This is a genomic window from Streptomyces griseosporeus, assembly GCF_014656055.1.
Taxonomy (GTDB): domain Bacteria; phylum Actinomycetota; class Actinomycetes; order Streptomycetales; family Streptomycetaceae; genus Streptomyces; species Streptomyces griseosporeus.
The window spans coordinates 1110656-1136292 of the sequence record NZ_BNBR01000001.1; the positions used below are offsets into that span (position 1 = coordinate 1110656).

General features: G+C 73.4%; 23 protein-coding genes and 1 tRNA gene. 6 read left to right on the forward strand and 18 right to left on the reverse strand.

From position 1 onward, the window contains the following. Positions 1-36: 36 nt before the first annotated feature. The 16 genes from katG to IE308_RS04955 form a co-directional block, all read right to left on the reverse strand. Positions 37-2268 (reverse strand): catalase/peroxidase HPI, encoded by a 2232-nt coding sequence (gene katG, locus IE308_RS04880; protein ID WP_190216721.1) that lies wholly within the window; start codon positions 2266-2268, stop codon positions 37-39. A 36-nt stretch (positions 2269-2304) separates the two neighbouring features. Continuing rightward, positions 2305-2751, reverse strand: coding sequence for a Fur family transcriptional regulator (locus IE308_RS04885; protein ID WP_110633520.1), 447 nt, complete (start codon positions 2749-2751; stop codon positions 2305-2307). Between the two features lie 169 nt (positions 2752-2920). Continuing rightward, positions 2921-2994 (reverse strand) — tRNA-Pro (locus IE308_RS04890). Between the two features lie 82 nt (positions 2995-3076). Next, positions 3077-4294, reverse strand: a complete 1218-nt coding sequence (locus IE308_RS04895; protein WP_229908703.1) for an MFS transporter — start codon at positions 4292-4294, stop codon at positions 3077-3079. Between the two features lie 461 nt (positions 4295-4755). Continuing rightward, positions 4756-5115 (reverse strand): MmcQ/YjbR family DNA-binding protein, encoded by a 360-nt coding sequence (locus IE308_RS04900; RefSeq protein WP_162655648.1) that lies wholly within the window; start codon positions 5113-5115, stop codon positions 4756-4758. Positions 5116-5208: 93 nt separating this feature from the next. Next, entirely contained in the window at positions 5209-7602 is a 2394-nt protein-coding gene (locus IE308_RS04905) for an ATP-binding cassette domain-containing protein (protein WP_190216723.1), read from the reverse strand. 114 nt (positions 7603-7716) lie between these two features. Then, complete coding sequence (locus IE308_RS04910) at positions 7717-8238, reverse strand: GNAT family N-acetyltransferase (protein WP_229908704.1); 522 nt, start codon at positions 8236-8238, stop codon at positions 7717-7719. Beyond that, on the reverse strand, positions 8235-8828 hold the full coding sequence (locus IE308_RS04915; RefSeq protein WP_190216725.1) for a helix-turn-helix domain-containing protein: 594 nt from the start codon (positions 8826-8828) through the stop codon (positions 8235-8237). Before IE308_RS04915 ends, IE308_RS04910 begins: the two co-directional genes overlap by 4 nt. Positions 8829-8895: 67 nt before the next feature. After that, positions 8896-9798, reverse strand: coding sequence for a LysR family transcriptional regulator (locus tag IE308_RS04920; protein WP_110637289.1), 903 nt, complete (start codon positions 9796-9798; stop codon positions 8896-8898). A gap of 17 nt (positions 9799-9815) precedes the next feature. Further along, on the reverse strand, positions 9816-11009 hold the full coding sequence (locus IE308_RS04925; RefSeq protein WP_190216726.1) for a glycine C-acetyltransferase: 1194 nt from the start codon (positions 11007-11009) through the stop codon (positions 9816-9818). Positions 11010-11028: 19 nt separating this feature from the next. Beyond that, positions 11029-12057 (reverse strand): L-threonine 3-dehydrogenase, encoded by a 1029-nt coding sequence (gene tdh / locus IE308_RS04930; protein ID WP_110633499.1) that lies wholly within the window; start codon positions 12055-12057, stop codon positions 11029-11031. Between the two features lie 225 nt (positions 12058-12282). Then, on the reverse strand, positions 12283-12861 hold the full coding sequence (locus IE308_RS04935) for a GAF domain-containing protein (protein ID WP_190216727.1): 579 nt from the start codon (positions 12859-12861) through the stop codon (positions 12283-12285). Continuing rightward, positions 12858-13502 carry a GTP-binding protein gene (locus IE308_RS04940; protein ID WP_110633493.1) on the reverse strand — a complete coding sequence of 215 codons (645 nt, stop codon included), beginning with the start codon at positions 13500-13502 and terminating at the stop codon, positions 12858-12860. The genes IE308_RS04935 and IE308_RS04940 overlap by 4 nt, the downstream gene beginning before the upstream one ends. Continuing rightward, positions 13480-13851, reverse strand: coding sequence for a DUF742 domain-containing protein (locus tag IE308_RS04945; RefSeq protein WP_110633490.1), 372 nt, complete (start codon positions 13849-13851; stop codon positions 13480-13482). Before IE308_RS04945 ends, IE308_RS04940 begins: the two co-directional genes overlap by 23 nt. A gap of 2 nt (positions 13852-13853) precedes the next feature. Beyond that, positions 13854-14288, reverse strand: a complete 435-nt coding sequence (locus IE308_RS04950; protein WP_110633487.1) for a roadblock/LC7 domain-containing protein — start codon at positions 14286-14288, stop codon at positions 13854-13856. Positions 14289-14362: 74 nt separating this feature from the next. After that, positions 14363-16357, reverse strand: coding sequence for a sensor histidine kinase (locus IE308_RS04955; protein WP_190216728.1), 1995 nt, complete (start codon positions 16355-16357; stop codon positions 14363-14365). A gap of 343 nt (positions 16358-16700) precedes the next feature. Between IE308_RS04955 and IE308_RS04960 the strand changes: the two genes are divergently transcribed. Beyond that, positions 16701-17693 carry a S1C family serine protease gene (locus IE308_RS04960; protein WP_190216729.1) on the forward strand — a complete coding sequence of 331 codons (993 nt, stop codon included), beginning with the start codon at positions 16701-16703 and terminating at the stop codon, positions 17691-17693. A 2-nt stretch (positions 17694-17695) separates the two neighbouring features. Here IE308_RS04960 and IE308_RS04965 read toward each other — a convergent pair whose 3' ends face one another. After that, on the reverse strand, positions 17696-18556 hold the full coding sequence (locus tag IE308_RS04965; protein ID WP_190216730.1) for a DUF429 domain-containing protein: 861 nt from the start codon (positions 18554-18556) through the stop codon (positions 17696-17698). A gap of 185 nt (positions 18557-18741) precedes the next feature. Between IE308_RS04965 and IE308_RS04970 the strand changes: the two genes are divergently transcribed. From IE308_RS04970 to IE308_RS04980, 3 genes are all read left to right on the forward strand, one after another. Further along, on the forward strand, positions 18742-19464 hold the full coding sequence (locus tag IE308_RS04970; protein ID WP_190216731.1) for a DUF6250 domain-containing protein: 723 nt from the start codon (positions 18742-18744) through the stop codon (positions 19462-19464). 180 nt (positions 19465-19644) lie between these two features. Then, on the forward strand, positions 19645-20370 hold the full coding sequence (locus IE308_RS04975) for a dienelactone hydrolase family protein (protein ID WP_190216732.1): 726 nt from the start codon (positions 19645-19647) through the stop codon (positions 20368-20370). Positions 20371-20463: 93 nt separating this feature from the next. Beyond that, on the forward strand, positions 20464-21291 hold the full coding sequence (locus tag IE308_RS04980) for an SCO6745 family protein (protein ID WP_190216733.1): 828 nt from the start codon (positions 20464-20466) through the stop codon (positions 21289-21291). Positions 21292-21328: 37 nt separating this feature from the next. Here IE308_RS04980 and IE308_RS04985 read toward each other — a convergent pair whose 3' ends face one another. Next, positions 21329-22522, reverse strand: coding sequence for an MBL fold metallo-hydrolase (locus IE308_RS04985; RefSeq protein ID WP_190216734.1), 1194 nt, complete (start codon positions 22520-22522; stop codon positions 21329-21331). Positions 22523-22735: 213 nt separating this feature from the next. Here IE308_RS04985 and IE308_RS04990 point away from each other — a divergent pair, with 213 nt between their 5' ends. Next, a complete protein-coding gene (locus tag IE308_RS04990) occupies positions 22736-23980 on the forward strand; it encodes a helix-turn-helix domain-containing protein (protein ID WP_190216735.1) in 1245 nt (414 codons plus the stop codon). Between the two features lie 127 nt (positions 23981-24107). After that, a complete protein-coding gene (adh, locus tag IE308_RS04995; RefSeq protein WP_190216736.1) occupies positions 24108-25625 on the forward strand; it encodes an aldehyde dehydrogenase in 1518 nt (505 codons plus the stop codon). The last annotated feature ends 12 nt before the right edge of the window (positions 25626-25637 follow it).

Here is a 25637-nt window from a genome sequence, read left to right on the forward strand (position 1 = left end):
CGTGCGAACGGACGGCCTGCCCGACTGCCGTGGTGATCAGACCAGGTCGAACCGGTCGAGGTTCATGACCTTGTCCCAGGCGGCGACGAAGTCCTTGACGAACTTCTCCTTGGCGTCGTCGCTCGCGTAGACCTCGGCGAGGGCCCGCAGCTCGGAGTTGGAGCCGAAGACCAGGTCGGCGCGGCTGCCGGCCCACTTCAGCTCGCCCGTGGCCGCGTCGCGGCCCTCGAACGTGGTCTGGTCCTCGCTGGTCGACTTCCACGTCGTGCCCAGGTCGAGCAGGTTGACGAAGAAGTCGTTGGTCAGCGCGCCCGGCGTGTGGGTGAGGACGCCGAGCTGCGACTGCTGGTGGTTGGCGCCCAGCACGCGCAGGCCGCCGACGAGGACCGTCATCTCCGGGGCGCTCAGGCTGAGCAGGTTGGCCCGGTCCAGCAGCAGGTACTCGGCCGGCAGGCGGTTGCCCTTGCCGAGGTAGTTGCGGAAGCCGTCCGCGGTGGGCTCCAGCGCGGCGAAGGACTCGGCGTCGGTGTGCTCCTCGGTCGCGTCGACGCGGCCGGGCGTGAAGGGCACCTCGATGTCGAAGCCGGCGTCCTTGGCGGCCTTCTCCACGGCGGCGCAGCCGGCGAGGACGATCAGGTCGGCCAGGGAGACCTTGCGGGGCGAACCGGCGTTGAAGTCCGCCTGGACACCCTCCAGGGTGCGCAGCACCAGGGCGAGCTGGTCGGGGTCGTTGACCTCCCAGTTGCGCTGCGGCTCCAGGCGGATGCGGGCGCCGTTGGCGCCGCCCCGCTTGTCGCTGGAGCGGAAGGTGGACGCCGACGCCCACGCGGTGGTCACCAGCTGGGAGACGGTCAGACCCGAGTCGAGGACCTTGGCCTTCAGCGCCGCGATGTCGGCGTCGGTGACGACCTCGCCCTCCTGCTCCGGCAGCGGGTCCTGCCACAGCAGGGTCTCCTGCGGGACCTCCGGGCCGAGGTACAGCGACTTCGGGCCCATGTCGCGGTGGGTCAGCTTGTACCAGGCGCGGGCGAAGGCGTCCGCGAACTCGTCCGGGTTCTCGTAGAAGCGGCGGGAGATCTGCTCGTAGACCGGGTCGAAGCGCAGCGCCAGGTCGGTGGTGAGCATGGTGGGCTTGCGCCGCTTGGTCGGGTCCTCCGGGTCGGCCGGGTCCGGGATGATGGCCGGGGCGTCCTTGGCCACCCACTGCTTGGCGCCGGCCGGGGACTCCGTCAGCTCGTACTCGTACTCGAACAGGTTGGTGAAGAAGCCGTTGCTCCAGGCGGTCGGGGTGGCGGTCCAGGTGACCTCCAGGCCGGAGGTGATGGTGTCCGCGCCCTTGCCGGTGCCGTAGGTGGACTTCCAGCCGAGGCCCTGCTCCTCCAGGGAGGCGGCCTCCGGGTCGTTGCCCACGTGGTCGGCGGGGCCGGCGCCGTGGGTCTTGCCGAAGGTGTGGCCGCCGGCGATGAGGGCGACGGTCTCCTCGTCGTTCATCGCCATGCGGCGGAACGTCTCACGGATGTCGCGGGCGGCGGCGATCGGGTCCGGGTTGCCGTTGGGGCCCTCGGGGTTGACGTAGATGAGGCCCATCTGGACGGCGCCGAGGGGGTTCTCCAGCTCGCGGTCGCCGGTGTAGCGCCGGTCGTCGAGCCAGGTGGTCTCGGGACCCCAGTAGACGTCCTCCTCCGGCTCCCAGACGTCCTCGCGGCCGCCGCCGAAGCCGAAGGTCTCGAAGCCCATCGACTCCAGGGCCACGTTGCCGGCGAGGATCATCAGGTCGGCCCAGGAGATCCGCTGGCCGTACTTCTTCTTCACCGGCCACAGCAGACGGCGGGCCTTGTCGAGGTTGGCGTTGTCCGGCCAGCTGTTCAGCGGGGCGAACCGCTGCTGGCCGGCGCCGGCGCCGCCGCGGCCGTCGCTGATGCGGTAGGTGCCGGCGCTGTGCCAGGCCATGCGGACGATCAGCGGGCCGTAGTGGCCGAAGTCGGCCGGCCACCAGTCCTGCGAGGTGGTCAGCACCTCGGCGATGTCCTGTTTCACGGCCGGAAGGTCGAGGCTCTTGAAGGCTTCGGCGTAGTCGAACTCCTCACCGAGCGGGTTGGCCACCGGGGGGTTCTTCGCGAGGATCTTCAGGTTGAGACGCTCGGGCCACCACTGGCGGTTGCCGCCGCCCTGGGTGGGGTGCGGGGCGCGCCCGTGCGCGACCGGGCAGCCCCCGCCCTCACCCTCGTTCTTGGGGTCGGTGACGATCGCATCGGGGTTCTCAGCCATGGGATTCCTTCCGGACTGCTAGCTGGATCTAGGTGCTCAGGAACTGCTGGCGGTGGAACGTGCGGAACAGTCGGGGCAGACGCCCCAGTAGATGACCTCGGCCTCGTCGACGGCGAAGCCCCGGTCGTCGGAGGCGGTCAGGCACGGCGCGTGGCCGACCGCGCAGTCCACGTCGACGACGGCACCGCACGACCTGCACACGAGGTGGTGGTGGTTGTCGCCGACGCGCCCCTCGAACCGGGCCGGGCTGCCGGGCGGCTCCAGGCGGCGGACGAGGCCGGCGGCGGTGAGCGCGTGCAGGGCGTCGTACACGGCCTGGACCGTGATGTGGCCGACGCGTGCGCGCACGCCGGAGGCGATCGCCTCGACGTCGAGATGGTCACCCGCCCGAACGGTCTCGAGCAGCGCGACCCGAGCGGCCGTCACCCGCAGGCCGGCACCGCGCAGCTCCTCGGCGGTGGTCGGAGGCTGGGATGCGGTCATGCGGGGAACCTATCCTCATAAACACGAATGGTTCAAGGAAACGAACGGTACAAGTTTGGTGTCGTGGCGCGGAACAGCCGTGCGCACGGGGGTGCCACAAGGCAGAGTCGGGCCGCACAACGCAAAAAGGGCCTCCGCAGACTCTCGTCTGCGAAGACCCTTCGCTCTGTCGGGACGACAGGATTTGAACCTGCGACCCCTTGACCCCCAGTCAAGTGCGCTACCAAGCTGCGCCACGTCCCGTTGCCCGTCTGACCTGGGGTTTCCCCCGGCCGAACGTGCAGGGCAACAATACCGCACTCGGGTCGGTGGTCGCGCACCCCTTTTACGACGGCTCCCGGCGCGGCGCGTCCGCGCGGACGAGGTCGCGGATCGCCGGGACGGCCAGCAGCGCACCGCACACGACGAGGCTGACAGCCCCGGAGGCCAGCAGGACGTGGTCCGTGCCGAGGACGGAGGCCGCGGGGCCGGCGAGGGCCTGGCCGACCGGCATCATCGCGAGGGAGCCGGCGACGTCGTAGGCGTGGATGCGGTTGAGGACGTCGGCGGGGACCTGGGTCTGCACGCTGGTCGCCCACATCACGCCCCAGAAGGACAGTCCGGCGCCGGCGACGGCGGCCCCCGCGGCCATGGCGGGCACGCCGAGGCCCGCGCCGACGGACGCCGGGAACGCGGCGAAGCCGAACAGGGCGATCGCACCGGCCCGCAGCATGCGGCGCGGGCGCAGCCGCAGGGCGATCAGGCCGCCGACGACCGTGCCGGCGCCGAGAGCGGAGTTGATCAGGCCGTAGGCGCGGGGGCCGTGCCGCTGGACGACCTCGGCGGCGACCAGCGGCACGCTCGGGCCCCAGGCGGCGATCATGTACAGGCACCAGACGGCGATCACGCCCCACAGCCAGGTGCGGGCCCGGAACTCCCGCCAGCCCTCGACGAGATCGGCGCGGAAGGCACGCGAGCCGCTGCGCGGGGCGCGGGCGCCCGGCGGCAGCGGGGGCAGGCGGATCAGCAGCAGGCACAGGGCGCTGATCGCGTACGTGGCGGCGTGGGCGGCGAAGACACCGCCGGGTGAGGCGAAGCCGACGAGCAGGCCGGCCAGGGCGGGGCCGGCGAGCTGGGCGGCGGACTCGGCTATGCGGATGGCGCCGTTGGCGCCCTGGATGTCGGTGGCGAGCCGGGGCACGGTGCTGGCGACGCCGGGCTGGAAGACGGCACCGGCGACGCCGTTGGCGAAGCCGATCGCGCAGATCTCCCACAGCACGACGTGGTCGGCGAAGAAGAGGGCGGCGGCCAGGGCCTGCGTGCCGAGCCGCACCAGGTCGGCGCCGATCATCAGGCGGCGGGTGGAGAAGCGGTCGGCGATCACCCCGCCGAACACGACGAGCCCGGCGAACGCGGCGGCCGTCGCGGCCATGGCCAGACCGACCGCGCCCGCGCCGTACCCGTGCTGCAGCAGGCCCGCGGCGAGCGCCACGGGCAGCATGGTGTCCCCGAGCCGGGCCACGGCCCGGGCGGCGAAGAAGAGCCCGAAGTCCCTGGACCACACCTCACGGGCACCGGCCGCAACACCAGGCCGACGGGACGTGCCGGGGACGCCTGGGACGCCTGGGACGCCTTCAGTGATCTCGCCGGGCTCGCTACGGACACCCGCGCCGGTTCGGCCGGGCATGCCGGCTACACCTGCACCGGGCCGCCCCTCCCGGAGTGGTCCGCCGGCCCGCTGCCCCGTCCGTACCCCGGCCCGGGCCTCCGCGCGCAGGCGCCAGCCCGCTCCCAGGCCGGGGTCGGGGCGGGGGGCGACGGCTGTGCAGGTGCCGTCGAGGCGGTCGTGCGTGTCCTCGGGTCCGCTTGCTTGCTCCGCCACCGACGACGTCCCCTCCCCGGCCGTGTCCGACAACGCGCCGTGGCAGCCGGAGCCCCCTCCGCTCCGGCTGTCACCGCTGCCGTCGGATCATGCCACGGGCCACTGACAACGCCCGAGGGGTTTTCCGCGCCGGGGCCGGCCCGTCACGCCTCGGCCGGGCGGCCCAACTCCGGGTAGGCGTCCAGGAGTCGGGACGGGGCCGCCTGCCGCCAGGAGTCCGCGAGGATGTCCCGCAGCTCGTCCTCGTCCTCCAGCGCCCCGAGCCGGGCCCGGACCCAGGCGAACTGCGCCTCGTGGTCGGCGATCCAGAACTTGTCCGGCTCGGCGAGGACCAGTTCCTCGCGCTCCTCCTTGGGGCAGCGCACGGCCATGGACGTCTCGTCCTCGGGCAGCGTCGCGAACATCTTCCCCGCCACCCGGAACGTGGGCATGCCCCAGGCGATCTTCTCGGACGTGTCCGGCAGGGACAGGGCGATACGGCGTACGTCTTCGGCATCCGGCATGCTCCGCACCGTAACCGCTGCCACTGACACCCCGCCCGCCCCGCCGGACGCGCCACGTCACCCACCGCGACCCGCCCCGCCGGCGGCCGCCCCTCAGGCGCCCACGTACTCCGCCAGATGCCGTCCCGTCAGGGTCGAGCGGGCCGCGACCAGCTCGGCCGGTGTGCCCTCGAAGACGACGCGGCCGCCGTCGTGGCCGGCGCCGGGGCCGAGGTCGATGATCCAGTCGGCGTGGGCCATGACGGCCTGGTGGTGCTCGACGACCACGACCGACTTGCCGGAGTCGACCAGGCGGTCGAGCAGGCCTAGGAGCTGTTCGACGTCGGCGAGGTGCAGGCCGGTCGTCGGCTCGTCGAGGACGTAGATCCCGCCGTTCTCCCCCATCTGCGTGGCCAGCTTCAGCCGCTGCCGCTCACCGCCGGAGAGCGTGGTGAGGGGCTGGCCGAGGGTCAGATAGCCGAGGCCGACGTCGGACATCCGCTCCAAGATCCGGTGCGCGGCCGGCGTACGGGCCTCGCCGGACGCGAAGAACTCCTCCGCCTCCGTCACCGGCATCGCCAGCACCTCGCTGATGTCCCGCCCGCCGAACCGGTACTCCAGCACCGACGCCTGGAACCGCTTCCCCTCGCACTCCTCGCAGGTGGTGGCCACGCCGGCCATCATCGCGAGGTCGGTGTAGATCACCCCGGCGCCGTTGCAGGTGGGGCAGGCACCCTCGGAGTTGGCGCTGAACAGGGCGGGCTTCACACCGTTGGCCTTGGCGAAGGCCTTGCGGATCGGATCGAGCAGCCCGGTGTACGTCGCCGGGTTGCTGCGCCGCGAGCCGCGGATCGGCGTCTGGTCGATGGAGACCACGCCCGCGTCGGCCGGCATCGAGCCGTGCACGAGCGAACTCTTGCCGGAACCGGCGACGCCGGTGACGACCACCAGCACGCCGAGCGGGATGTCGACGTCGACGCCCTGGAGGTTGTGGGTGCGCGCCCCGCGGATCGGCAGCGTGCCGGTGGGTTTGCGCACGGTGTCCTTCACCGCAGCCCGGTCGTCGAGGTGGCGCCCGGTGATGGTGCCGCTGGCGCGCAGGCCCTCCACGGTGCCCTCGAAGCAGACGGTGCCGCCGGCCGTGCCGGCGCCGGGGCCGAGGTCGACGACGTGGTCGGCGATGGCGATGACCTCCGGCTTGTGCTCGACGACGAGCACGGTGTTGCCCTTGTCGCGCAGCCGCAGCAGCAGGTCGTTCATCCGCTGGATGTCGTGCGGGTGCAGACCGGTGGTCGGCTCGTCGAAGACGTAGGTGACGTCGGTCAGGGACGAGCCGAGGTGGCGGATCATCTTCACGCGCTGGGCCTCGCCGCCGGACAGCGTGCCCGACGGCCGGTCCAGGGCGAGGTAGCCGAGTCCGATCTCCACGAACGAGTCGAGGCTCTGCCGGAGCGCGGCGAGCAGCGGCTCCACCGACGGTTCGTGCAGGCCGCGCACCCACTCGGCGAGGTCCCTGATCTCCATCCCGCAGGCGTCGGCGATGCTGACGCCCTTGATCTTCGAGGAGCGGGCGAGCGCGGTGAGCCGGGTGCCGTCGCACTCGGGGCAGGTGGCGAAGGTGACCGCGCGGTCGACGAAGGCGCGGATGTGCGGCTGCATCGACTCGCGGTCCTTGGACAGGAACGTCTTCTGCAGCTTGGGGATCAGGCCCTCGTAGGTGAGGTTGACGCCGTTGATCTTGACCTTGGTGGGTTCGCGGTGGAGGAAGTCGTGCCGTTCCTTCTTGGTGTAGCGGCGGATCGGCTTGTCCGGGTCGAAGAAGCCCGACTCCCGGATGACCCGCACCACCCAGCCGTCGCCGGTGTAGGTGGGGATGGTGAACGGGTCCTCGTTCAGCGACTTGGAGTCGTCGTAGAGCTGGGTGAGGTCGATGTCGGAGACGGTGCCGCGGCCCTCGCAGCGGGTGCACATGCCGCCGGTGCGGCTGAAGGTGACCTTCTGCGTCCGCGTCTTCTCGTCGCCCCGGTCGACGGTCAGCCCGCCGCTGGCGCTGACCGAGGCGACGTTGAAGGAGAACGCGCCGGGCGGGCCGATGTGCGGCTCGCCCAGGCGGGAGAAGAGGATGCGCAGCATCGCGGCGGCGTCGGTGGCGGTGCCGACGGTGGAGCGCGGGTCGCTGCCCATCCGCTGCTGGTCGACGATGATCGCGGTGGTCAGGCCGTCGAGGACGTCGACCTCGGGGCGGGCCAGGTTGGGCATGAAGCCCTGGACGAAGGCGCTGTACGTCTCGTTGATCAGCCGCTGCGACTCTGCGGCGATCGTGTCGAACACCAGCGAGCTCTTGCCGGAGCCGGAGACGCCCGTGAACACGGTCAGGCGGCGCTTGGGGATCTCGACGTCGACGTCCTTGAGGTTGTTCTCGCGGGCGCCGTGCACGCGGATCAGGTCGTGGCTGTCGGCGATGTGCGGCGCCGACGCCGGCGGCTCCGTCCTCGTGGCCTTGCTCATCGTCTCTCCCGTCTCGGTGGGCCTGCTCGGCCCGGCGGTGACTCCTGCGGCCACGCTAGCCGCGGCCCACCGGCCCGCGCTTCTCGATTCCTGACGGACCCGCGGGCGAGGGGCTCAGGCGCCGGTGACCGCCTTGTAGTAGAGCGTCGTCGGCCGCAGCACCCCGGCCGGGTCGGCCGCGTAGTCGGGGATCGTCCCGGCGCGGGTCCATCCGGCGCCGCGGTACAGGTGTTCGGCGGGGCTGCCGGTCTCGGTGTCGAGGTGCAGGAGGGTGATCCCGGCGTCGGCGGCGGCCCGCTCGGCGGTGGTGAGCAGCGTGCGCCCGAGGCCCTGTCCGCGGGCCCGGCGGTGCACCATGAGCTTCACCAGCTCGGCCCGGTGACGGCTGTTGGGCTTGTCGGGGAAGGCGAGGCTGACGGTGCCGAGGACCCGGCTGCCGTCGTGCGCCGCCCAGACGGCGAGCCGGCCGGCGGCGGCCTCCGCGGCCCGCCCGCGCCACCAGGCCACGGCCTCGCCGTGGTCCAGGGGGGCGAGGAAGCCGATGGAGGCGCCTCCGGCGACGGTGTCGGTCAGCAGCTCCGCCAGCGGTCCGGCGCACTCCTCGACGCGCTTCGCGTCCAGTCGCTCCACGATCACGGCCGCACCACCGCCAGCAGGTACCGCGCCTCCGTCTCGCCGGCGCACCGGAACCGCGTCGGCCCCCATACCCGCATCCGCAGGCAGTCCCCGCTCTCCAGCCGGTGCGCGGTCTGCTCCGCCGTGACCTCCAGGGCGCCCTCCAGCACCCAGATGTGCTGCTCCAGGCCGGCGACGGGCGGCCGGTCGTAGGGGAGGTCGGCGCCCACGGCGAGCCGGCCCTCGACGAGTTCGCCGCGCAGCCCGGCGTGCGGGGGCGACACGGAGCGTCGTACGAAGCCGGAGGCGCGGTCCTGCCACACGGCCTGGTCGGCGGCCCGCACCACCGGCACGGGCTCTGCCTCCACCTCGCTGAGCAGCTGGGACATGGTGCGGCCGTAGACATGGCAGAGGCGGTTGAGGACGGCGGCGGTGGGGCTGATCTCGGCGCGCTCGGCCCGGGACAGCGTGGACCGGCTCACGCCACTGCGGTCCGCCAGCTCTCCCAGGGACCAGCCGTGCTGGGCGCGCAGTTCGGCGAGGCGCGCGCCGAGCCGGGCGTCGACGGGGTCGGGTTCCGGGACGCCCGAGCCCTCGGATGCGTTTCTCATATTCGGGACGCTATCCCGGATATGAGACGCGCGGGTTTCCGATTCCTCACACTCGAAGCCGACCCGTTCAGACCCGCGCCGCCTCCGTCAGCGCCCGCAGCACCGGCCGGATCAGCGGATGCTCCTCCGCGCCCCGGCGTACCGCGGCGAAGACGCGGCGGGTCGGGGCCACCCCGTCGACCGGGCGGACGACGACACCGCTGAGGTCCATGCCGCGCAGCGCGGAGCGCGGTACGAGGGCCACGCCCGCATCCGCCGAGGCCAGCGCGACGACGGCGCGGAAGTCGTCGGAGGAGTGCTCCAGGCGCGGCTGGAAGCCGGCGTTCTCGCAGGCCAGGACGACGACGTCATGGCAGGGGTTGCCCGGGTAGGGGCCGATCCACGGGTCCTTGGCCAGTTCGGCGAGCGGCACCTCGGCGGCGTCGGCCAGCCGGTGGTGCACGGGGACGACCGCGTCGAAGGGCTCGGCGTACAGCGGGACGTGGGCGAGGCGCGGATCGTCGGCGGGCGGCGCCCCGCGGTACTCGACGGCCACGGCGACGTCCACCTGCCGGTCCAGGACCATGGGCAGGCTGGCGTCGCCCTCGGCGTCCTGCACGCGGATCTTTATGCCGGGGGCGGTCCGGGCGAGGGCGGCCACCGCCGGCGCGACGACCAGGGCGATGCCGGTGGCGAAGGCGGCGACGGTGACCGTGCCGGCCTGGCCGGAGCTGTAGGCCGCGAGTTCGGCCTCGGCCCGCTCCAGCTGGGCGAGGACGGCGTTGGTGTGGCTGAGCAGGATCTCGCCGGCCGGGGTGAGCCGTACGCCCTTGGCGCCGCGTTCGACCAGGCGGTGGCCGGTCTCCTGCTCCAGCGCGGTCAGCTGCTGGGAGACCGCGGAGGGGGTGAGGTACAGCGCGGCGGCAGCCGCGGTCACCGTGCGATGGTCGGCCACCGCACGGAGGATGTGCAGCCGCCGCGCTTCGATCACCACTCGATTGTCTCAGCTCAGGCGGCCAGTTCCGCCCGCGCGGCGACGAAGGCGTCCACGGCCCGGTCGACGTCCTCGGTGGAGTGCGCGGCCGACAGCTGGACGCGGATGCGGGCCTGGCCCTGCGGGACGACCGGGTAGGAGAAGCCGATCACGTACACGCCGCGCTCCAGCAGCAGTTCCGCCATCCGGCCGGCCACCGCCGCGTCACCGATCATGACCGGGGCGATGGGGTGGTCGCCGGGGAGGATGTCGAAGCCCTCCTCGGTCATCCGGCGGCGGAAGTGCGCGGTGTTCGCGGCGAGCTTCTCCCGCAGGTCGCCCGCCGACTCCAGCAGGTCGAGGACCTTCAGCGAGGCGGCGGCGATCACCGGGGCGAGCGTGTTGGAGAACAGGTACGGCCGCGAGCGCTGCCGCAGCAGGGCGACGATCTCGGCGCGGGCGGCGACGTAGCCGCCGGAGGCGCCGCCGAGGGCCTTGCCGAGGGTGCCGGTGACGATGTCGACGCGGTCCATGACGCCGTGCAGCTCGGGGGTGCCGCGGCCGGTGGGGCCGGTGAAGCCGACGGCGTGCGAGTCGTCGACCATCACCATCGCGTCGTAGCGTTCGGCGAGGTCGCAGATCTCCGCGAGGGGGGCGACGTAGCCGTCCATGGAGAACACGCCGTCGGTGACGATCAGCCGGCGCCGCGCGGACTGCGCCTCCTTCAACTGCCGTTCGAGGTCGGCCAGATCACGGTTGGCGTAGCGGAAGCGGCGGGCCTTGGACAGGCGGATGCCGTCGATGATCGACGCGTGGTTCAGCGCGTCGGAGATCACCGCGTCCTCCTCGCCGAGCAGCGTCTCGAAGACACCGCCGTTGGCGTCGAAGCAGGAGGAGTACAGGATCGTGTCCTCCTGGCCGAGGAACGCCGACAGCCGCGCCTCCAGCTCCTTGTGCACCTCCTGGGTGCCGCAGATGAAGCGGACGGACGCCATGCCGTAGCCCCAGCGGTCCAGGGCCTCGTGGGCGGCGGCGATCACGTCGGGGTGGTCGGCGAGGCCGAGGTAGTTGTTGGCGCAGAAGTTGAGGACCTCGCCGGGGCGGCCGCCCGCGGTGACGTTCACGGTCGCGGACTGCGGGGTGCCGATCACCCGCTCGGGCTTGTGCAGGCCGGCGGCGCGGATCTCGTCGAGGGTGGCGCGCAGGTCGTCGCGCACGGAGTCGAACATTGCAGGGGCTCCTAAAGGGTTACGCGGTCCAGTCGAGGATGACCTTGCCGCCGGTGCCGCTCGCCGCGTCGGCGAACGCCGCCTCGAAGTCGCGGTAGCCGTAGCGGCCGGTGATGACGGGGGCGAGGTCGAGGCCGCCTTCGAGGAGGACGGTCATCGCGTACCAGGTCTCGTACATCTCACGGCCGTAGATGCCCTTGAGGGTGATCATCGAGGTGACGATCCGCGACCAGTCGACGGGGAACTCCTCGGCGGGCAGGCCGAGCATGGCGATCTTGCCGCCGTGGGTCATGTTGGCGATCATCTCGCGCAGCGCGGCGGGGTTGCCGGACATCTCCAGGCCCACGTCGAAGCCCTCGCGCAGGCCGAGTTCGCGCTGGCCGTCGGCGATGGAGGTGCGGGAGACGTCGAGGGCGAGGTGCGCGCCGATCTTCCGGGCCAGCTCCAGGCGCTCCTCGCTGACGTCGGTGACGACGACGTGGCGGGCACCGGCGTGCTTGGCCACGGCCGCGGCCATCAGACCGATCGGGCCGGCGCCGGTGATCAGCACGTCCTCGTTGACCAGCGGGAAGGACAGCGCCGTGTGCACGGCGTTGCCGAACGGGTCGAAGATCGCCGCGACGTCGAGGTCGACCGGCACCCGGTGCACCCACACGTTGGACGCGGGCAGCGCCACGTACTCGGCGAACGCGCCGTCCCGGCCGACGCCGAGACCGACGGTCGCCCGGCACAGGTGGCGGCGTCCGGCCAGGCAGTTGCGGCACTTGCCGCACACCAGATGTCCCTCGCCGCTGACCAGGTCGCCCGCCTTGATGTCGGCGACGTCGCGGCCGGTGTCGACGACCTCGCCGACGAACTCGTGCCCGATGACGAGGGGGGTGCGGATGGCCTGCTGGGCCCAGCCGTCCCAGGACCGGATGTGCAGGTCGGTGCCGCAGATGCCGGTGCGCAGCACCTTGATGAGCACGTCGCCGGGCCCGACGGCGGGCTCCGGGACGTCCATGAGCCAGAGCCCGGGCTCCGCCTTCTCCTTGACCAGCGCCTTCACCGCTACGGCTCCTGAGGGGTGCGTTCCCGGACGCGGGCAGGCCGAAGGAGCCCGCGTCCGGGAGGGAAGTGGAATCGTGCAGCAATCTGCCGTACGGCGCCCGCCCCGGTCCATCGAGGTTTTCTTAAGCGCCGCCTCAGCTTTGCTTCACACATGCTGACCTGCGCGGACGCGGGTGGCGAGGGGCTGTTGGAGTGACGGCGCGCGGCGTCGGCGACACGCCCCTCACAGGATGGGCAGCCCGTCCTCGGCGCTGCGCTCCAGCCGTACGACGAGGTCGGCGGCGGACGCCTTGACGGTCTCCAGGCCCGCCTTCCCCCAGGGCCGGGGAGCGAGGTCGGCGACGCTCACCGTGCCGAGGACGGTGCCGGTCGAGTCGATCAGCGGGGCGCCGAGGTAGGAGCGGATGCCGTAGTCGTCGACGACGGGGTTGCCGGCGAAGCGCGGGTAGTCGCGGACGTCCTCCAGCGCCAGCGCCCGGCGCCGCACGACGACGTGCGGGCAGTAGCCGTGGTCGCGCGGCAGGACGCGGCCGAGCTGCGGCCGGGGCGGCTCGCCCGGCACCGGCGGGAGCGGCGGCGGGATGCACAGGCCCGCGAAGAACTGCCCGCACTCGCCGGGGAAGTTGACCATCGCGTACGGCGCCCCGGTGACCTCGGCGAGCCGCTGCGCGAAGGCGTCCAGGGCGGGCTCGGGCCGCTCCCCCAGCCCGAGGTGCCGCAGCCGCGCCAGCCGGGCGGGCGCCTCGCGGTCCTCCGGGGTGACCAGCAGCCGGCCGGCCGGGCGCGGTGGGTCGTAGCTCATGACGGGGCTCCGGGCTGGTACAGGGCGGCGCCGTGGCCGGTCGCGGGAGCGGCCGGGGCGTGGGCGATGAGGTGCCGGACGAGGGTCAGCAGGGTCTGCACCCCGGAGGCGGAGATCCGGGCGTCGCAGCGGACGACGGGGACGTCCGGGTCGAGGTCGATCGCGGCGCGCACCTCGTCCGGGTCGTAGCGGTAGGCCCCGTCGAACTCGTTGATCGCGACGATGAAGCCGAGGCCGCGTTCCTCGAAGAAGTCGACGGCGGCGAAGCACTCCTCCAGCCGCCGGGTGTCGGCGAGGATCACCGCGCCGAGCGCGCCCTCGCACAGCTCGTCCCACATGAACCAGAACCGTTCCTGGCCGGGGGTGCCGAACAGGTACAGCACATGCTCGGGGTCGAGGGTGATGCGGCCGAAGTCCATGGCGACGGTCGTCTCGACCTTGTTCTCGATGCCGTCGAGGTTGTCGGTCGCGGCGCTCACCGTGGTCAGCAGCTCCTCCGTGCTGAGCGGGGCGATCTCGCTGACGGCTCCGACGAAGGTGGTCTTGCCGACCCCGAAGCCGCCCGCGACGAGGATCTTCAGCGCGGTCGGGAACGGGTCGCCGTCGTCGTGGGCCGTTTCAGAGCTGTCGTCGTAGTCCATCGAGCACTGCCTCCAGAAGAGCCCGGTCGGTGGGGTGGTCTTGGAACGCGGGGGGCTTGGTGGTCAGGGCCCCGCAGTCGACGAGGTCCGACAGCAGCACCTTGGTCACCACCGCCGGCAGCTTCAGGTGCGCGGCGATCTCGGCGACCGGCTTCGGCACGCGGCACAGGTCGAGCGCCTGCGCGTGCTCGGGGCCGAGGTAGCCGAGCGGGGTGGCACCGGTGGCCATCACCTGCGACAGCAGGTCCAGGGCGACCGTGGGCCGGGTGCGGCCGTTGCTGACGGTGAAGGGCCGCACCAGCCGTCCGGCCGCGTCGTCGAGCCAGGGCCCGTCGCCGGCCGCGGCCACGCTCAAGGCCTCATCACCGAGGGTTCGGCCGCGTGCTGGCGGGGCGCTGTCACCAGATACGGCCGGACGCTCTTGACCAGCATCGCCATCTCGTACCCGAGCACCGCGGCGTCGGCCTCGCGGCCGGCGAGCACGGCGAGGCAGGTGCCGGAGCCGGCGGTGGTGACGAACAGCAGCATCGAGTCGAGTTCGACGACGACCTGCCGCACGTCGCCGCCGTCGCCGAAGCGGACGCCGGCGCTGCGGCCGAGGGAGTACAGGCCGGAGGCCAGCGCGGCCATGTGGTCGGCGCTGTCGGGGTCGAGGCCGTGCACGGACTTCACGAGTCCGTCGCTGGACAGCAGGACGGCGCTGGTCGTGTGCGGTACGCGCTGCACGAGGCCGCTCATCAGCCAGTCGAGGTCGGAAACATGGCCGGTCGGCGCTTCGCTCGCCATGGTGGATCGACTCCTTGGGGTACGAAGGTCTGCGGGAGCGGTGGGGGCGGGGCCCGGGGCGGGCCGGGGGACGGTCATCCGGCCGGCGCGCTCCCGTCGTGCCGGGCGGTCGGGGCGGTGGGGGCGGGGCCTGGCGCGGTATGGCCGTCCGGGACGCGGTGCGCCTCGGGGGCGGCGTGCGCGGGGACGGTGCGCGCCTCGGTTATGCGGGCGGTGTCCGGGCCGGGGTCAGCGGCCGGGGACGGTAGGGCGGTGGGGGGCCGGTGCGCGATGCTGCCGCTGTGCTGGGCCTCGGCGAGGCCGATGCCGCGCTGGAAGGCGGCCATCAGGCCGGGGTCGTGGCCGGCGGGCTGTTCGGACTCCGGGCGTGGTGCGGGGCCGCCGCGCAGCTGGGGGGCGATGTGCTCCTGGGCGCGGCGCCGGGGCAGCCGGGGCTTGCCCATGGTGCCGCGGACGGTGCCGGTGCGCGGCACGGGCGGCAGGCCCTCGTTCTCCTCGACGACGGCCCGGTCCTCGGGCCGGATCCCGGGCGCGGCGGAGGCGGGCGTCGGCCGGTCCGCCCGCCGGCCGCGGACGGGCAGGGGGGCGGGGGGAGCGCCGGGGACGGGAAGCTGCGCCGGGGTGCCGAACTCGTCGGGGGGCGGTGGGGGTACGGCAGAGAGGCCGTGCCCCTGGCGGGGCGCCGCGTCGGGAGTGCCCGGGGTGCCGCTTCCCCCTGGGGTCGGTACGGCGGTGTCGTACGCCTCGGCGGCCGGTACGGCGACGGGGCCGGTGGTTTCGTACGGCTCACGGGCCGGTACGGCGGAGGGGTCCCCGGTGGGGGGCTCGGCGGGGGCGATGCCGGCGGTCCCCGGGAGCGGGGCGCTGCCGAGGAGGTCCTGGGGGACGACGAGGACGGCCTGGACGCCGCCGTAGATGTTGGTCTGGAGGCGGACGCGGATGCCGTGCCGCCGGGCGAGCTGGGAGACGACGTACAGGCCGATGCGGCCGTCGGCGAGCAGGCGGGCGACGTTGACCTGGTCGGGGTCGGCGAGCAGGGCGTTCATCCGCTGCTGTTCCTCGACGGGCATGCCGAGGCCGCGGTCCTCGACCTCCACGGCGAGGCCCGAGGTGACGAGGTTGGCGCGGAGCAGCACCTGGGTGTGCGGGGCGGAGAACACCGTGGCGTTCTCGACGAGTTCCGCGAGCAGGTGGATGACGTCCGCGACGGCGTGCCCGCGCACGTCGCCGTCGATCGGCGGCACGAGCTTGACCCGCGAGTACTGCTCGACCTCGGCGATGGCGGAGCGCAGCACCTCGGTCATGGAGACGGGGTTGCTCCACTGGCGGCGGGAGACGGCGCCGCCGAGCACGGCGAGGTTCTCGGCGTGGCGGCGGATGCGGGTGGCGAGGTGGTCGACGTGGAAGAGCCCCTTGAGCAGGTCGGGGTCCTCGATCTCGTTCTCCAGCTCGTCGAGGATGGAGATCTCGCGGTGCACCAGGGACTGCAGCCGCCGGGCGAGGTTGACGAAGACCTCCAGCTTCTGCTGGCTGCCGGCCTGACTGGAGAGCTGGGCGGCCTGGACCACGGCGGTGACGGCGCCGTCGTGCGCGCGGGCCAGGTCGGCGGCGAGCAGCTCGAAGTCGTCGGCGTCGGCGGGCGGCTGGCCGCGGGTGCGGCGCGGGGGCGGGGTGTCGCCGCGGCGCAGCGCCTCCACCAGGGCCCGCAGGTCGGCCTCGCCGCGGGCGCTGCTGCGGCGCAGCGCGTCGACGCGCTCGCCGACCGCCCTGGCGGCGCGGCCCGCGGCGACGGCGGCGATGCCGACGGCGGCTCCGGCCACCGCGACCGCGCCGGCCAGGACGGCCCACAGGGTGAGGGTGGGGTGCACGCCGGTGGAGCGGACGGCGAAGAGGACGGCCGCGCAGCCGCTGAGGGCGACCGCCACGGGCGGGAGCACGGCCAGGCGCAGCAGCTGTGACCGTATGTGGGCCTCGGGCACGGCGGGGAGGGTGCGGGCTACCGGCCGCCCGTGCCGCCCGCCGCCCTCACGGCGGTCTGCGCGCGCGGCCGGTGCGCGGAGGTGAGACATCGGTGTCCTCGTACTGGTCCGTCGGGCCTGTTTGCTCGCGCGTCGGTGCGCAACGGACACTCACAGTAGTCGCGAACGGAACATGTGCGAGGGGCAGTTGACAAAGTCCCACGCAAAGCGTCCCGCTCTGGTATGAGGGCTCGTACGACAGACCGATAAACCGGCACCCAACCCGGTCCGATATGACCGTCATCTAACCCCAAACGATCGAACTCGATCGTGAACGATCGCAAAGATGTCCCAGTCATGGCGCCCGCTCCGTCGTCGGCCGACGGCGAACAGCGGCCCGTTCACCCGAAAGGAGGAGTAAGGCTGTCATGAGGTAATCGAAAGGGGTCGCACCGTGGCCGCAGCCTTTCCCCTCTCCGATCCCGACCGCTCCCCCGGCGAGCGCGCCGCCCTCGACGCCTACTCGCGCGCCGTCACCTCGGTGGCCGCGGAGATCACGCCGAAGGTCGCCGCGGTCAGCGTGGCGCACCGCCGCCGGCACGGGGGCTTCGCCACCGGCACCGGCTCCGCGGTGGTCTTCACCGACGACGGGTTCCTGCTGACCAACGCCCATGTGGTGGGGCACGCCGACGCCGGCACGGTGGCCTTCGCCGACGGCACCGGCGCCCCCTTCCACGTCATCGGCACCGACCCGCTCTCCGACCTGGCCGTGATCCGGGCCGACGGGCCCGCCCCGCCGCCGGTCCGGCTGGGCGAGGCGGGGGCGCTGCGGGTGGGGCAGCTGGTGGTGGCGGTCGGCAACCCGCTCGGGCTGGCGGGCAGTGTCACCGCCGGGGTGGTCAGCGCGCTCGGCCGCGCCCTGCCGACCAGCTCCGGGCCCGCCGCGCGGATCATCGACGACGTCATCCAGACCGACGCGACGCTGTATCCGGGCAGCTCCGGCGGGGCACTGGCCACGGCCGACGGCGAGGTGGTCGGGATCAGCACCGCGATCGCGGGCCTCGGGCTGGGGCTGGCCGTCCCCGTCAACGCCAACAGCCGGTACATCATCGGCACGCTGCTCGCCCACGGCCGGGTGCGCCGCGCCTGGCTGGGCCTCGCGGGCACCCCGGCGCCATTGCCGCCGGCGCTGCGCGACCGGCTGGGGCAGGACGCCGGGCTCCGGGTCGTCCAGGTGGTCCCCGACTCGCCCGCGGCCCGGGCCGGCCTGCGCTCCGGCGACCTGCTCCTGACGGCCGGGGACCGCCCCGTCACCGGCGCCCAGGCCCTGCAGCGCCTGATGCTCGCCGACGCCATCGGCCGGCCCATGCCGCTCACGGCACTGCGGGGCGAGGCGCTGGTCGACGTGATCGCGACGCCTCGGGAGCTGGTGACGGACGAGGACTGACGTCAGCCCAGCAGCCCGGCGAGCCCCGCCTCCGCACCCACCCCCGTCTCCGTCCCCGTCGCCGCCCCTGTCCCCGTCCCCGTCCCCGTCCCCGTCCCCGTCCCCGGCAAGTGAATCCACCCCTCCCGGTCCGCGGCCTCCCGCTCCTCCGCCGTGCGCGGCCACATCGTCCCCCCGAGCAGTACGGCCCGCGCGACCAGGGCGCACAGCAGCGCGTCGAGGTGGTCGTGGCTGTCGACGCACCGGGCCCGGACGTCCTCGGGCAGCGGCACCCCCAGCCCGGTCTCCACCGCGGACACGATGTCCTCCCGCACCCCGCGCGTCTCCGTCCCGGCCCGCTTGTAGCTGCCGGCGGGCCGGATCCCCCAGCAGCGCAGGGCCGCCGCCGGGTACACCTCGGCGATCCGCCCCGACCCGTCCCGCGGTACGGGCCCGTCCGTCGCGGCCAGGGCGTCCAGGAGGCGGGCGGCGCGCAGGGCGACGACGCCCAGCAGATCAGTGGAGACCGACAGCGGCGGCCGCATGCGGGTCGCCTTCCAGGTGAGGTCGTCGGTGAGGCGGAACCGCAGCGGATCGAGGCCGGCCCGCCCGTCCGCGCGCCCCTCGTACCGGGCGGCGGACGGCAGCCGCTCGCCCCGGTGGTGGGCGGTGACCAAGTCGACGAAGCCGGACGGCCAGCCGAGCGGGCAGTCGAGCCCCGTCTTGTCGGCCGCCCGCACGAGCGCGAGCAGCTCCGCGTCCCCGTCGGGCACGACGAACTCCGCGTCGAGCCCACCGGCGCCCCAGGTGACGCGGCACACGGCGGTGCGCCGCGCGTCCGCCGCCAGATCGACCCCGACTGTCACGACCTGCCGTTCCGTCATGCGCCCATCCTCTCAATGGAGTTCACCGCATCCCGCCGGTCGCGGTCCGCAGGTCACGGTCCGCCGGTCACGGTCCGCCGGATCGTGAACGGCCTGTTTCGCTTCTCCCGCACCGACCGTTGAGAATTGTTCGATTCTCTAGGGTTCTGTTCGGCCACCGTCCGTCCTCCGAAAGCGAGTCCGCCATGCGCCGCCGCCGGCCGCCCGTCCTGCTGAGCCTCACGGTCGCGGTCCTCGCCGCCCTGACCACGGCCGCCGCCCCGCCCGCTCCCCAACCCGACCACCACCGCCGGCTGCTGGCCCACGACGACTTCCGGCACGGCACCGGGCAGTGGCGGGCCGAGCTGGAGCGGGGCGGCAGCGTCACGGCACGGGACGGCGTGCTGGACGTCGACGTGCCCGCGGGGGCGTCGGTGTGGTTCACGCGTCCCTTCTCCGGACGGTACGAGATCGACTTCACCGCGACCCCGGTGGCCGCGGGCGGCCCCAACGACCGGGTCAGCGACCTCAACTCGTTCTGGAACGCCAGGGACGCCCGTTCGCCCGAGGACCTGTTCGCCACGCCCCGCTCGGGCGCACTCGCCGAGTACGACCACCTCACGACGTACTACGCGGGTGTCGGCGCCAACTACAACACCACCACCCGGCTGCGCCGCTACGTCGGCGTCGCGGGCGAGCGGCCCCTCGTCTACGACTACACGGCACCGCTGCTCACCGCGAACCGGCCGCACCGCGTGCGCCTGGTGTCGGACGGCCACCGCGTCCGGTACTGGTGCAACGGCGAGCTGGTCTTCGACTTCGCCGACCCGCGGCCGTACACCAGCGGCTGGTTCGCCTTCCGCACCACCTTCAGCCACTTCCACGTCACCGACTTCCGCGTCTGGCGGCTCGACGGCGGCAGGGGCTGACGGCGAAAAATCCTTTGGCGGGCCGCGACGGCCCCTGCTACCTTCCCGGAGGCCGTGCGAGAGACGAGGAGGTGGTACCCGTGAACGCTGTATCGACATGGGTGCTCCCCTCAGGGGTCACGGTCGGGCGGTAGGTCGTCCGGGAGCGCCGTTTCACGAGCACTCCCGAAAGGCACCACCATGCGCTTCACTTCCGAGCAGCGCCTCGACGACGGCGTCCGCGAGCGCGAGTTCACCCTCGGCGAGACCCCCGGCACCCTGTGGACGCCGCCGGGGTCCACGCCGGCCCCGCTGATCCTGATGGCCCACAACAACGGCCTGCCCAAGGCGGATGCGCGGCTGGTCGCCCGGGCCCGCTACACGGCGGCGCGCGGCTACGCGGTGGCCACCGTCGACGCCGCCGGGTGCGGTGACCGGCCCCGTTCCGCCGCCGACGAGCAGGCCCGCGCCGACCTGCGGCGGGCGATGCGGGCCGGCGAACCGGTCGACGGCATCTTCGAGTCCTTCATCGGCCCGCTGGTCCAGAACGCGGCCCCGGAGTGGCTGGCGGCCCTGGACGCCGTCCTCCAGCTGCCCGAGGTGGTCGGCGGCCCGGTCGGCTACTCGGGGTGGACCGCCCTCGGGATCCGGCTCGCGGCGCTCGACCCGCGCATCGCGGCCGCCTGCTGCTTCGCCGGCGGCTATGTGCCCCTCGCCCAGCGCGAGGAGGCCCGGCGGGTCACCGTACCGCTACTGTTGCTGCTCCAGTGGGACGACGAGGGCAACCCCCGGCAACGGGCGCTGGACCTCTTCGACGCCTTCGGCGGCGAGCAGAAGACGCTGCACGCGAACCTGGGCGGCCACACCGGCACCCCGTGGTTCGAGCTGGAGGACAGCTGCCGGTTCTACGACCGCCACCTGAGGTAACCCGGCCGGGCCCGCGCGGGGGCGGACGGCCGTGGAGGCGCGGAGCACGTCATACGGCTCCGCCGGGACGTCGCGGCGGGCATGATGGGGGCCATGGCCCCTGTCGCCCGCCGCATGTTCGAGCTCCTGGAGCCGATCTGCCTGGTCACCTTCTTCGCCGACGAGTGCAACGCGGAACTCGCCGCGCTCGGCCACCGCACCTACTGGGACGGGTACTTCGCCAGCCGCGCCGCGCCCCTGGGGCGAGTGCCGGCGAACGTCGTGCACGCGGCCTTCTACAACTTCGCCGACGGGGAGGCCGCTCGGCACATCCCCGGCGCTTGGGAGACGATCCCGCCCGAGGCGTCCCTCGCCGCGCGGCAACGGGGCAGCGCGGCCTCCCTGCGGCGGATCCTCGGCGCCGAACCGGCCGGCTCCCCCGGCCTGGTGCGCGCCGCCGACCTCACCACCAAGGCCGCGACGAGCGCGCCCATGGAAGGCCGGGTGATGTACGCCGGGATGCGCGCCCTGCCGGTGCCCGGCGACCCCGTCGCCCGGCTGTGGCACTCGGCGACCATGCTGCGCGAGCACCGCGGCGACGGGCACATCGCCGCTCTGCTCACCGAGCGCATCGGAGGCACGGAGGCCCATGTGCTCTCCGCGCTGGAGCAGGGCATCCACCCGCCCGAGTCGTTCGGGCGCATCCACCATCTGCCCAAGGAGCGGCTGGCCGCGGTCATGGACGGCCTGCGCGCCCGCGGACTCGTCGACGCCGAGGGCCGGTTCACCGACGCGGGCCGCGCGACCAAGCAGCGCGTCGAGGCGCTCACCGACGATCTCGCCGCCGCGCCGTACGAGGCCCTGTCCCCCGCCGAGCTGGACGAGCTGGTCGCCGTACTCGAACCCCTCACGGCGAGGCTGGTGGCCGCGGGGTCGAAGTGACGGACCCGGGCACCGGACAGGTCGTGACGGCTCCGCCTCAGCGGTCACCCGCCAGATCCAGCTCGTCCCTCGGGGGCACGGCAGGCGCCGGCACCGGGCCGGGCCGCCGCCACGCGCGCTCGACCGGCGCGGACACCCCCCGCCACCACCGCTCGGTGGGCACCTTCCCGGCCGGCTCGAACGGCTCGCCGGGCTGCGGCAGGGCGACGGCCTGCCCGGCCTCGTCCGCGACGTCCTTCATCCACTCCCCCGGCTCCGCCCAGGCGTGCGGGGCGAGGTTGAAGGTCCCCCAGTGGATCGGCAGCAGCACCCCGCCGGGCACGCCGCCCTGCAGATCGAGGTGGGCGCGCAGGCCCTCCTCGGGCGTCATGTGGATGTCCGGCCAGAACTCGCTGTAGGCGCCGACCTGGATCATCGTCGCGTCGAACGGCCCGTGGGCGGCGCCGATCGAGCGGAAGCCGTCGAAGTAGCCGGTGTCGCCGCTGTGGTAGACGCGGTGCTCCTCGCCCGCGACGACCCAGGAGGCCCACAGCGTGTGCTGGGTGTTGCGCAGGCCGCGTCCGCAGAAGTGGCGGGCCGGGGTGGCGGTGAGGGTGAGGCCGCCGACCTTCGTGTCCTCGTGCCAGTCCAGCTCGCGCAGCCGGCCGGCGGACACGCCCCAGTGCTCGAGGTGGGCGCCGACGCCCAGCGGCACCGCGAACAGGGTGTCGGTGCCGGCCAGTGCCTTGATGGTGGGCAGGTCCAGGTGGTCGTAGTGGTCGTGGGAGATGACGACCACGTCGACGGGGCCGAGCGCGGCCAGCGGCAGCGGCACCGGGTGCAGCCGCTTCGGCCCGGCGAACGGGAACGGTGAGCAGCGCTCGCCCCACACCGGGTCGAACAGCACCCGCTGCCCGTCGATCTCCACGAGGACGCTGGAGTGGCCGGCCCAGGTCAGCCGCAGACCCGTCGCCGCGGGGCGGGCCAGGTCGGCGAGGGTGGTGGCGTGCACGGGCACGGTGCCCCGGGGGGCGCGGCGCTGCCGGGCGTCCTTGTCGAAGTAGATCTTGGCGAAGTCCAGCGCGGAGCCGGAGGGGCGGGTGCGGGCCACACCGCCCGGGTTCTGGAAGACACCGTCCTTGAAGTGCGGTGACCGGCGGATACGGGCCATGCGTTCACCGCCGGGGTCCGCGCCGAAGGCCGCGGGCCGTAGCGCGCTGGGCCCGGGGCTCGTCAGACGGAAACCGGTCACGGCACCTCCAGGTGGAGTCGGGGCGTTCCATTATGGTCGGCTGGTGTGACGGACGGCGTGGCGGGCGGGAGCGGCCCGCACCGGCGGACGCCGTGGAGGAGCCCCGTCCCGCCCCCGCGACCTTGCTTTCGCGGCCCGCTTGACCGATAACTCTGTGGTCGGCTCGTCACGCACGGACAACGGGCCCCGTCCCCGACGACGGCAGGGGAAGTGATGTCACAGCGCAGTGACCTGAGGCAGCGCAGGGCCACGCTGGAGGGCGAGTGGTCCCGCTGGATCCCGCAGCTGAGGACGGCTCGCCGGTCACCGGCCGGCGGCGGAGTCGCGCTGCGCCCGGAGGTGGCCGAGTCCTGGCTGCGCTCGCTGAGCAGTGTGGACCCGCACCGCGACAGCGCTCCGGCCGCCGAGGACGGCTCGGTGGCGCGGCGCTGGGCCGCCTCGCCGCTGCGCCGGCCCGTCGACGACCTCGCCGGGGAACTGCACAGCATCGCCGACGACGCCGGGTTCGTCACCGCGGTCACCGACGAATCGGGCACCATCCTGTGGACCTGTGGCGGGCGCACCATGCGCAGCCGCGCGGAACGCGTCAACTTCGCTCCGGGCGGCCGCTGGGACGAGCCGGACATGGGCACCAACGCCCTCTCCCTCGCCCTGCGCACCGGCCGCCCCAGTACGGTCTTCTCGGCCGAGCACCTGGTGTCCGCGCTGCACGGCTGGGTCTGTTACTGCGCCCCGGTGCACGCCCCGGACGGCCGGATCCTCGGCGTCCTCGACCTGTCCACCACCTGGGACCGTTCGCACCCGCTGGCCATGTCCACGGTGCGGTCGCTGGTCACCGCGATCGAGAGCCGGCTGGCCGCCGAGCTGCCCGCGCCCCGGCCGCCGGCGCCCGGCACCCCGGTACGGCTGGCGTGCCTGGGTGTGGAGCGGGCGGAACGGGGCGGCGTACCGCTGCCGCTGCGCCCGCGCCAGCTGGAGATCCTCACACTGCTCGCGCTGGAGCCGGACGGGTTCACGGCGGAGCGGCTGCGGGAGGCCGTCTACGGCGACCGCCCGGTGACCGCCTCCACGTTCAAGGCGGAGATCTCGCATCTGCGGCGCGCCCTCGGCGGTGGCGTCACCCCTCGCCGCTACGCCCTCACCACCCCCGTGACCTGCGACGCGGTGGAGGTGCTTGACGCGCTGCGGCGGGGCGACACCAGCACCGCGCTGCGGCACTACCGCGGCCCCCTGCTGCCCCGCTCCGAGGCGCCCGGCATCGTCGAGTGGCGGGCCCAGCTGGAGGTGGCCGTCCGTGAGGCGGTGCTCGCGAGCACCGGCCCGGAGGACGCCCTGCGCTACGGGGAGCGGGCGCCGTACGACGCGCAGGTGCACGAGCACGCGCTGCGCCTGCTCGCCCCGGACGACCCGCGCCGCCCGATCGCGCTGGGCCGGCTCAGCACGGCGCTGCGCGACTGACCGGGCGGGCCGTGCGCGGGGGACGTACGCCAACCTCCCGCCAACCTTGCGGAGCGACAGTGGCCCCGGCACCGCGGCACCAGGCCGCCGTGCCGGGGATACGCACCGTCCTTCGAGGAGAGCCGCCATGGTGTACGCGCAGCCCGGATCAGAAGGCAGCATCGTCGAGTTCGCCCGCCGCTACGACAACTTCATCGGCGGCGAGTGGGTCCCGCCGGTCGAGGGCCGGTACTTCGAGAACCCCTCTCCGGTCACCGGCGCGACCTTCACCGAGGTGGCGCGTTCCACCGCGCCCGACGTCGAGCTGGCGCTGGACGCCGCGCACCGGGCCGCCGAGAAGTGGGGCCATACCTCCACCACCGAACGCGCCAACATCCTCAACCGGATCGCCGACCGCATCGAGGCGAACCTGGAGAGGATCGCCGTCGCCGAGACCTGGGAGAACGGCAAGCCGGTGCGGGAGACGCTGGCCGCCGACATCCCCCTGGCGATCGACCACTTCCGCTACTTCGCGGGCGTGGTCCGCGCCCAGGAGGGCAGCATCGCGGAGATCGACGCGGACACGGTCGCCTACCACTTCCACGAGCCGCTGGGCGTGGTCGGCCAGATCATCCCGTGGAACTTCCCCATCCTGATGGCCGCGTGGAAGCTCGCGCCCGCGCTCGCCGCCGGCAACTGCGTGGTCATCAAGCCGGCCGAGCAGACCCCGGCCAGCCTGCTGTACGTGGTCGACCTGATCGCCGACCTGCTGCCGCCCGGCGTCCTCAACGTCGTCAACGGCTTCGGCGTCGAGGCGGGCAAGCCGCTGGCCTCCAGCCCGCGCGTGGCCAAGGTCGCCTTCACCGGCGAGACCACGACCGGCCGCCTGATCATGCAGTACGCCAGCGAGAACATCATCCCCGTCACCCTGGAGCTGGGCGGCAAGAGCCCGAACATCTTCCTGCCGGACGTCATGGCCGCCGACGACGACTTCCTGGACAAGGCGGTCGAGGGCTTCGTGATGTTCGCGCTCAACCAGGGCGAGGTGTGCACCTGCCCGTCCCGGGCGCTGGTCCACTCCTCGATCTACGACGACTTCATGGCCCGCTGCGTCGAGCGGACCCGGGCCATCGTCAGCGGCGACCCGCTCGACCCGGCCACCATGATCGGCGCGCAGGCCAGCAACGACCAGTACGAGAAGATCCTTTCCTACATCGACATCGGCAGGAAGGAGGGCGCCGAGGTCCTCACCGGCGGCGCCCCGCGCACGGTGTCCGGCCTGGAGGGCGGCTACTACATCGAGCCGACGATCTTCCGCGGGACGAACGACATGCGGATCTTCCAGGAGGAGATCTTCGGCCCGGTCGTCTCGGTGACGACGTACGACTCGGTCGACGAGGCCCTGAAGATCGCCAACGACACGCTGTACGGCCTCGGCGCGGGCGTGTGGACCCGCGACGGCAACACGGCCTACCGCCTGGGCCGCGAGATCAAGGCCGGCCGCGTGTGGACCAACTGCTATCACGCCTACCCGGCCCACGCGGCGTTCGGCGGGTACAAGAAGTCCGGCATCGGCCGCGAGACCCACAAGATGATGCTGGACCACTACCAGCAGACGAAGAACCTCCTCGTCTCCTACTCCGCGAAGAAGCTGGGCTTCTTCTAGACACCGGCACAA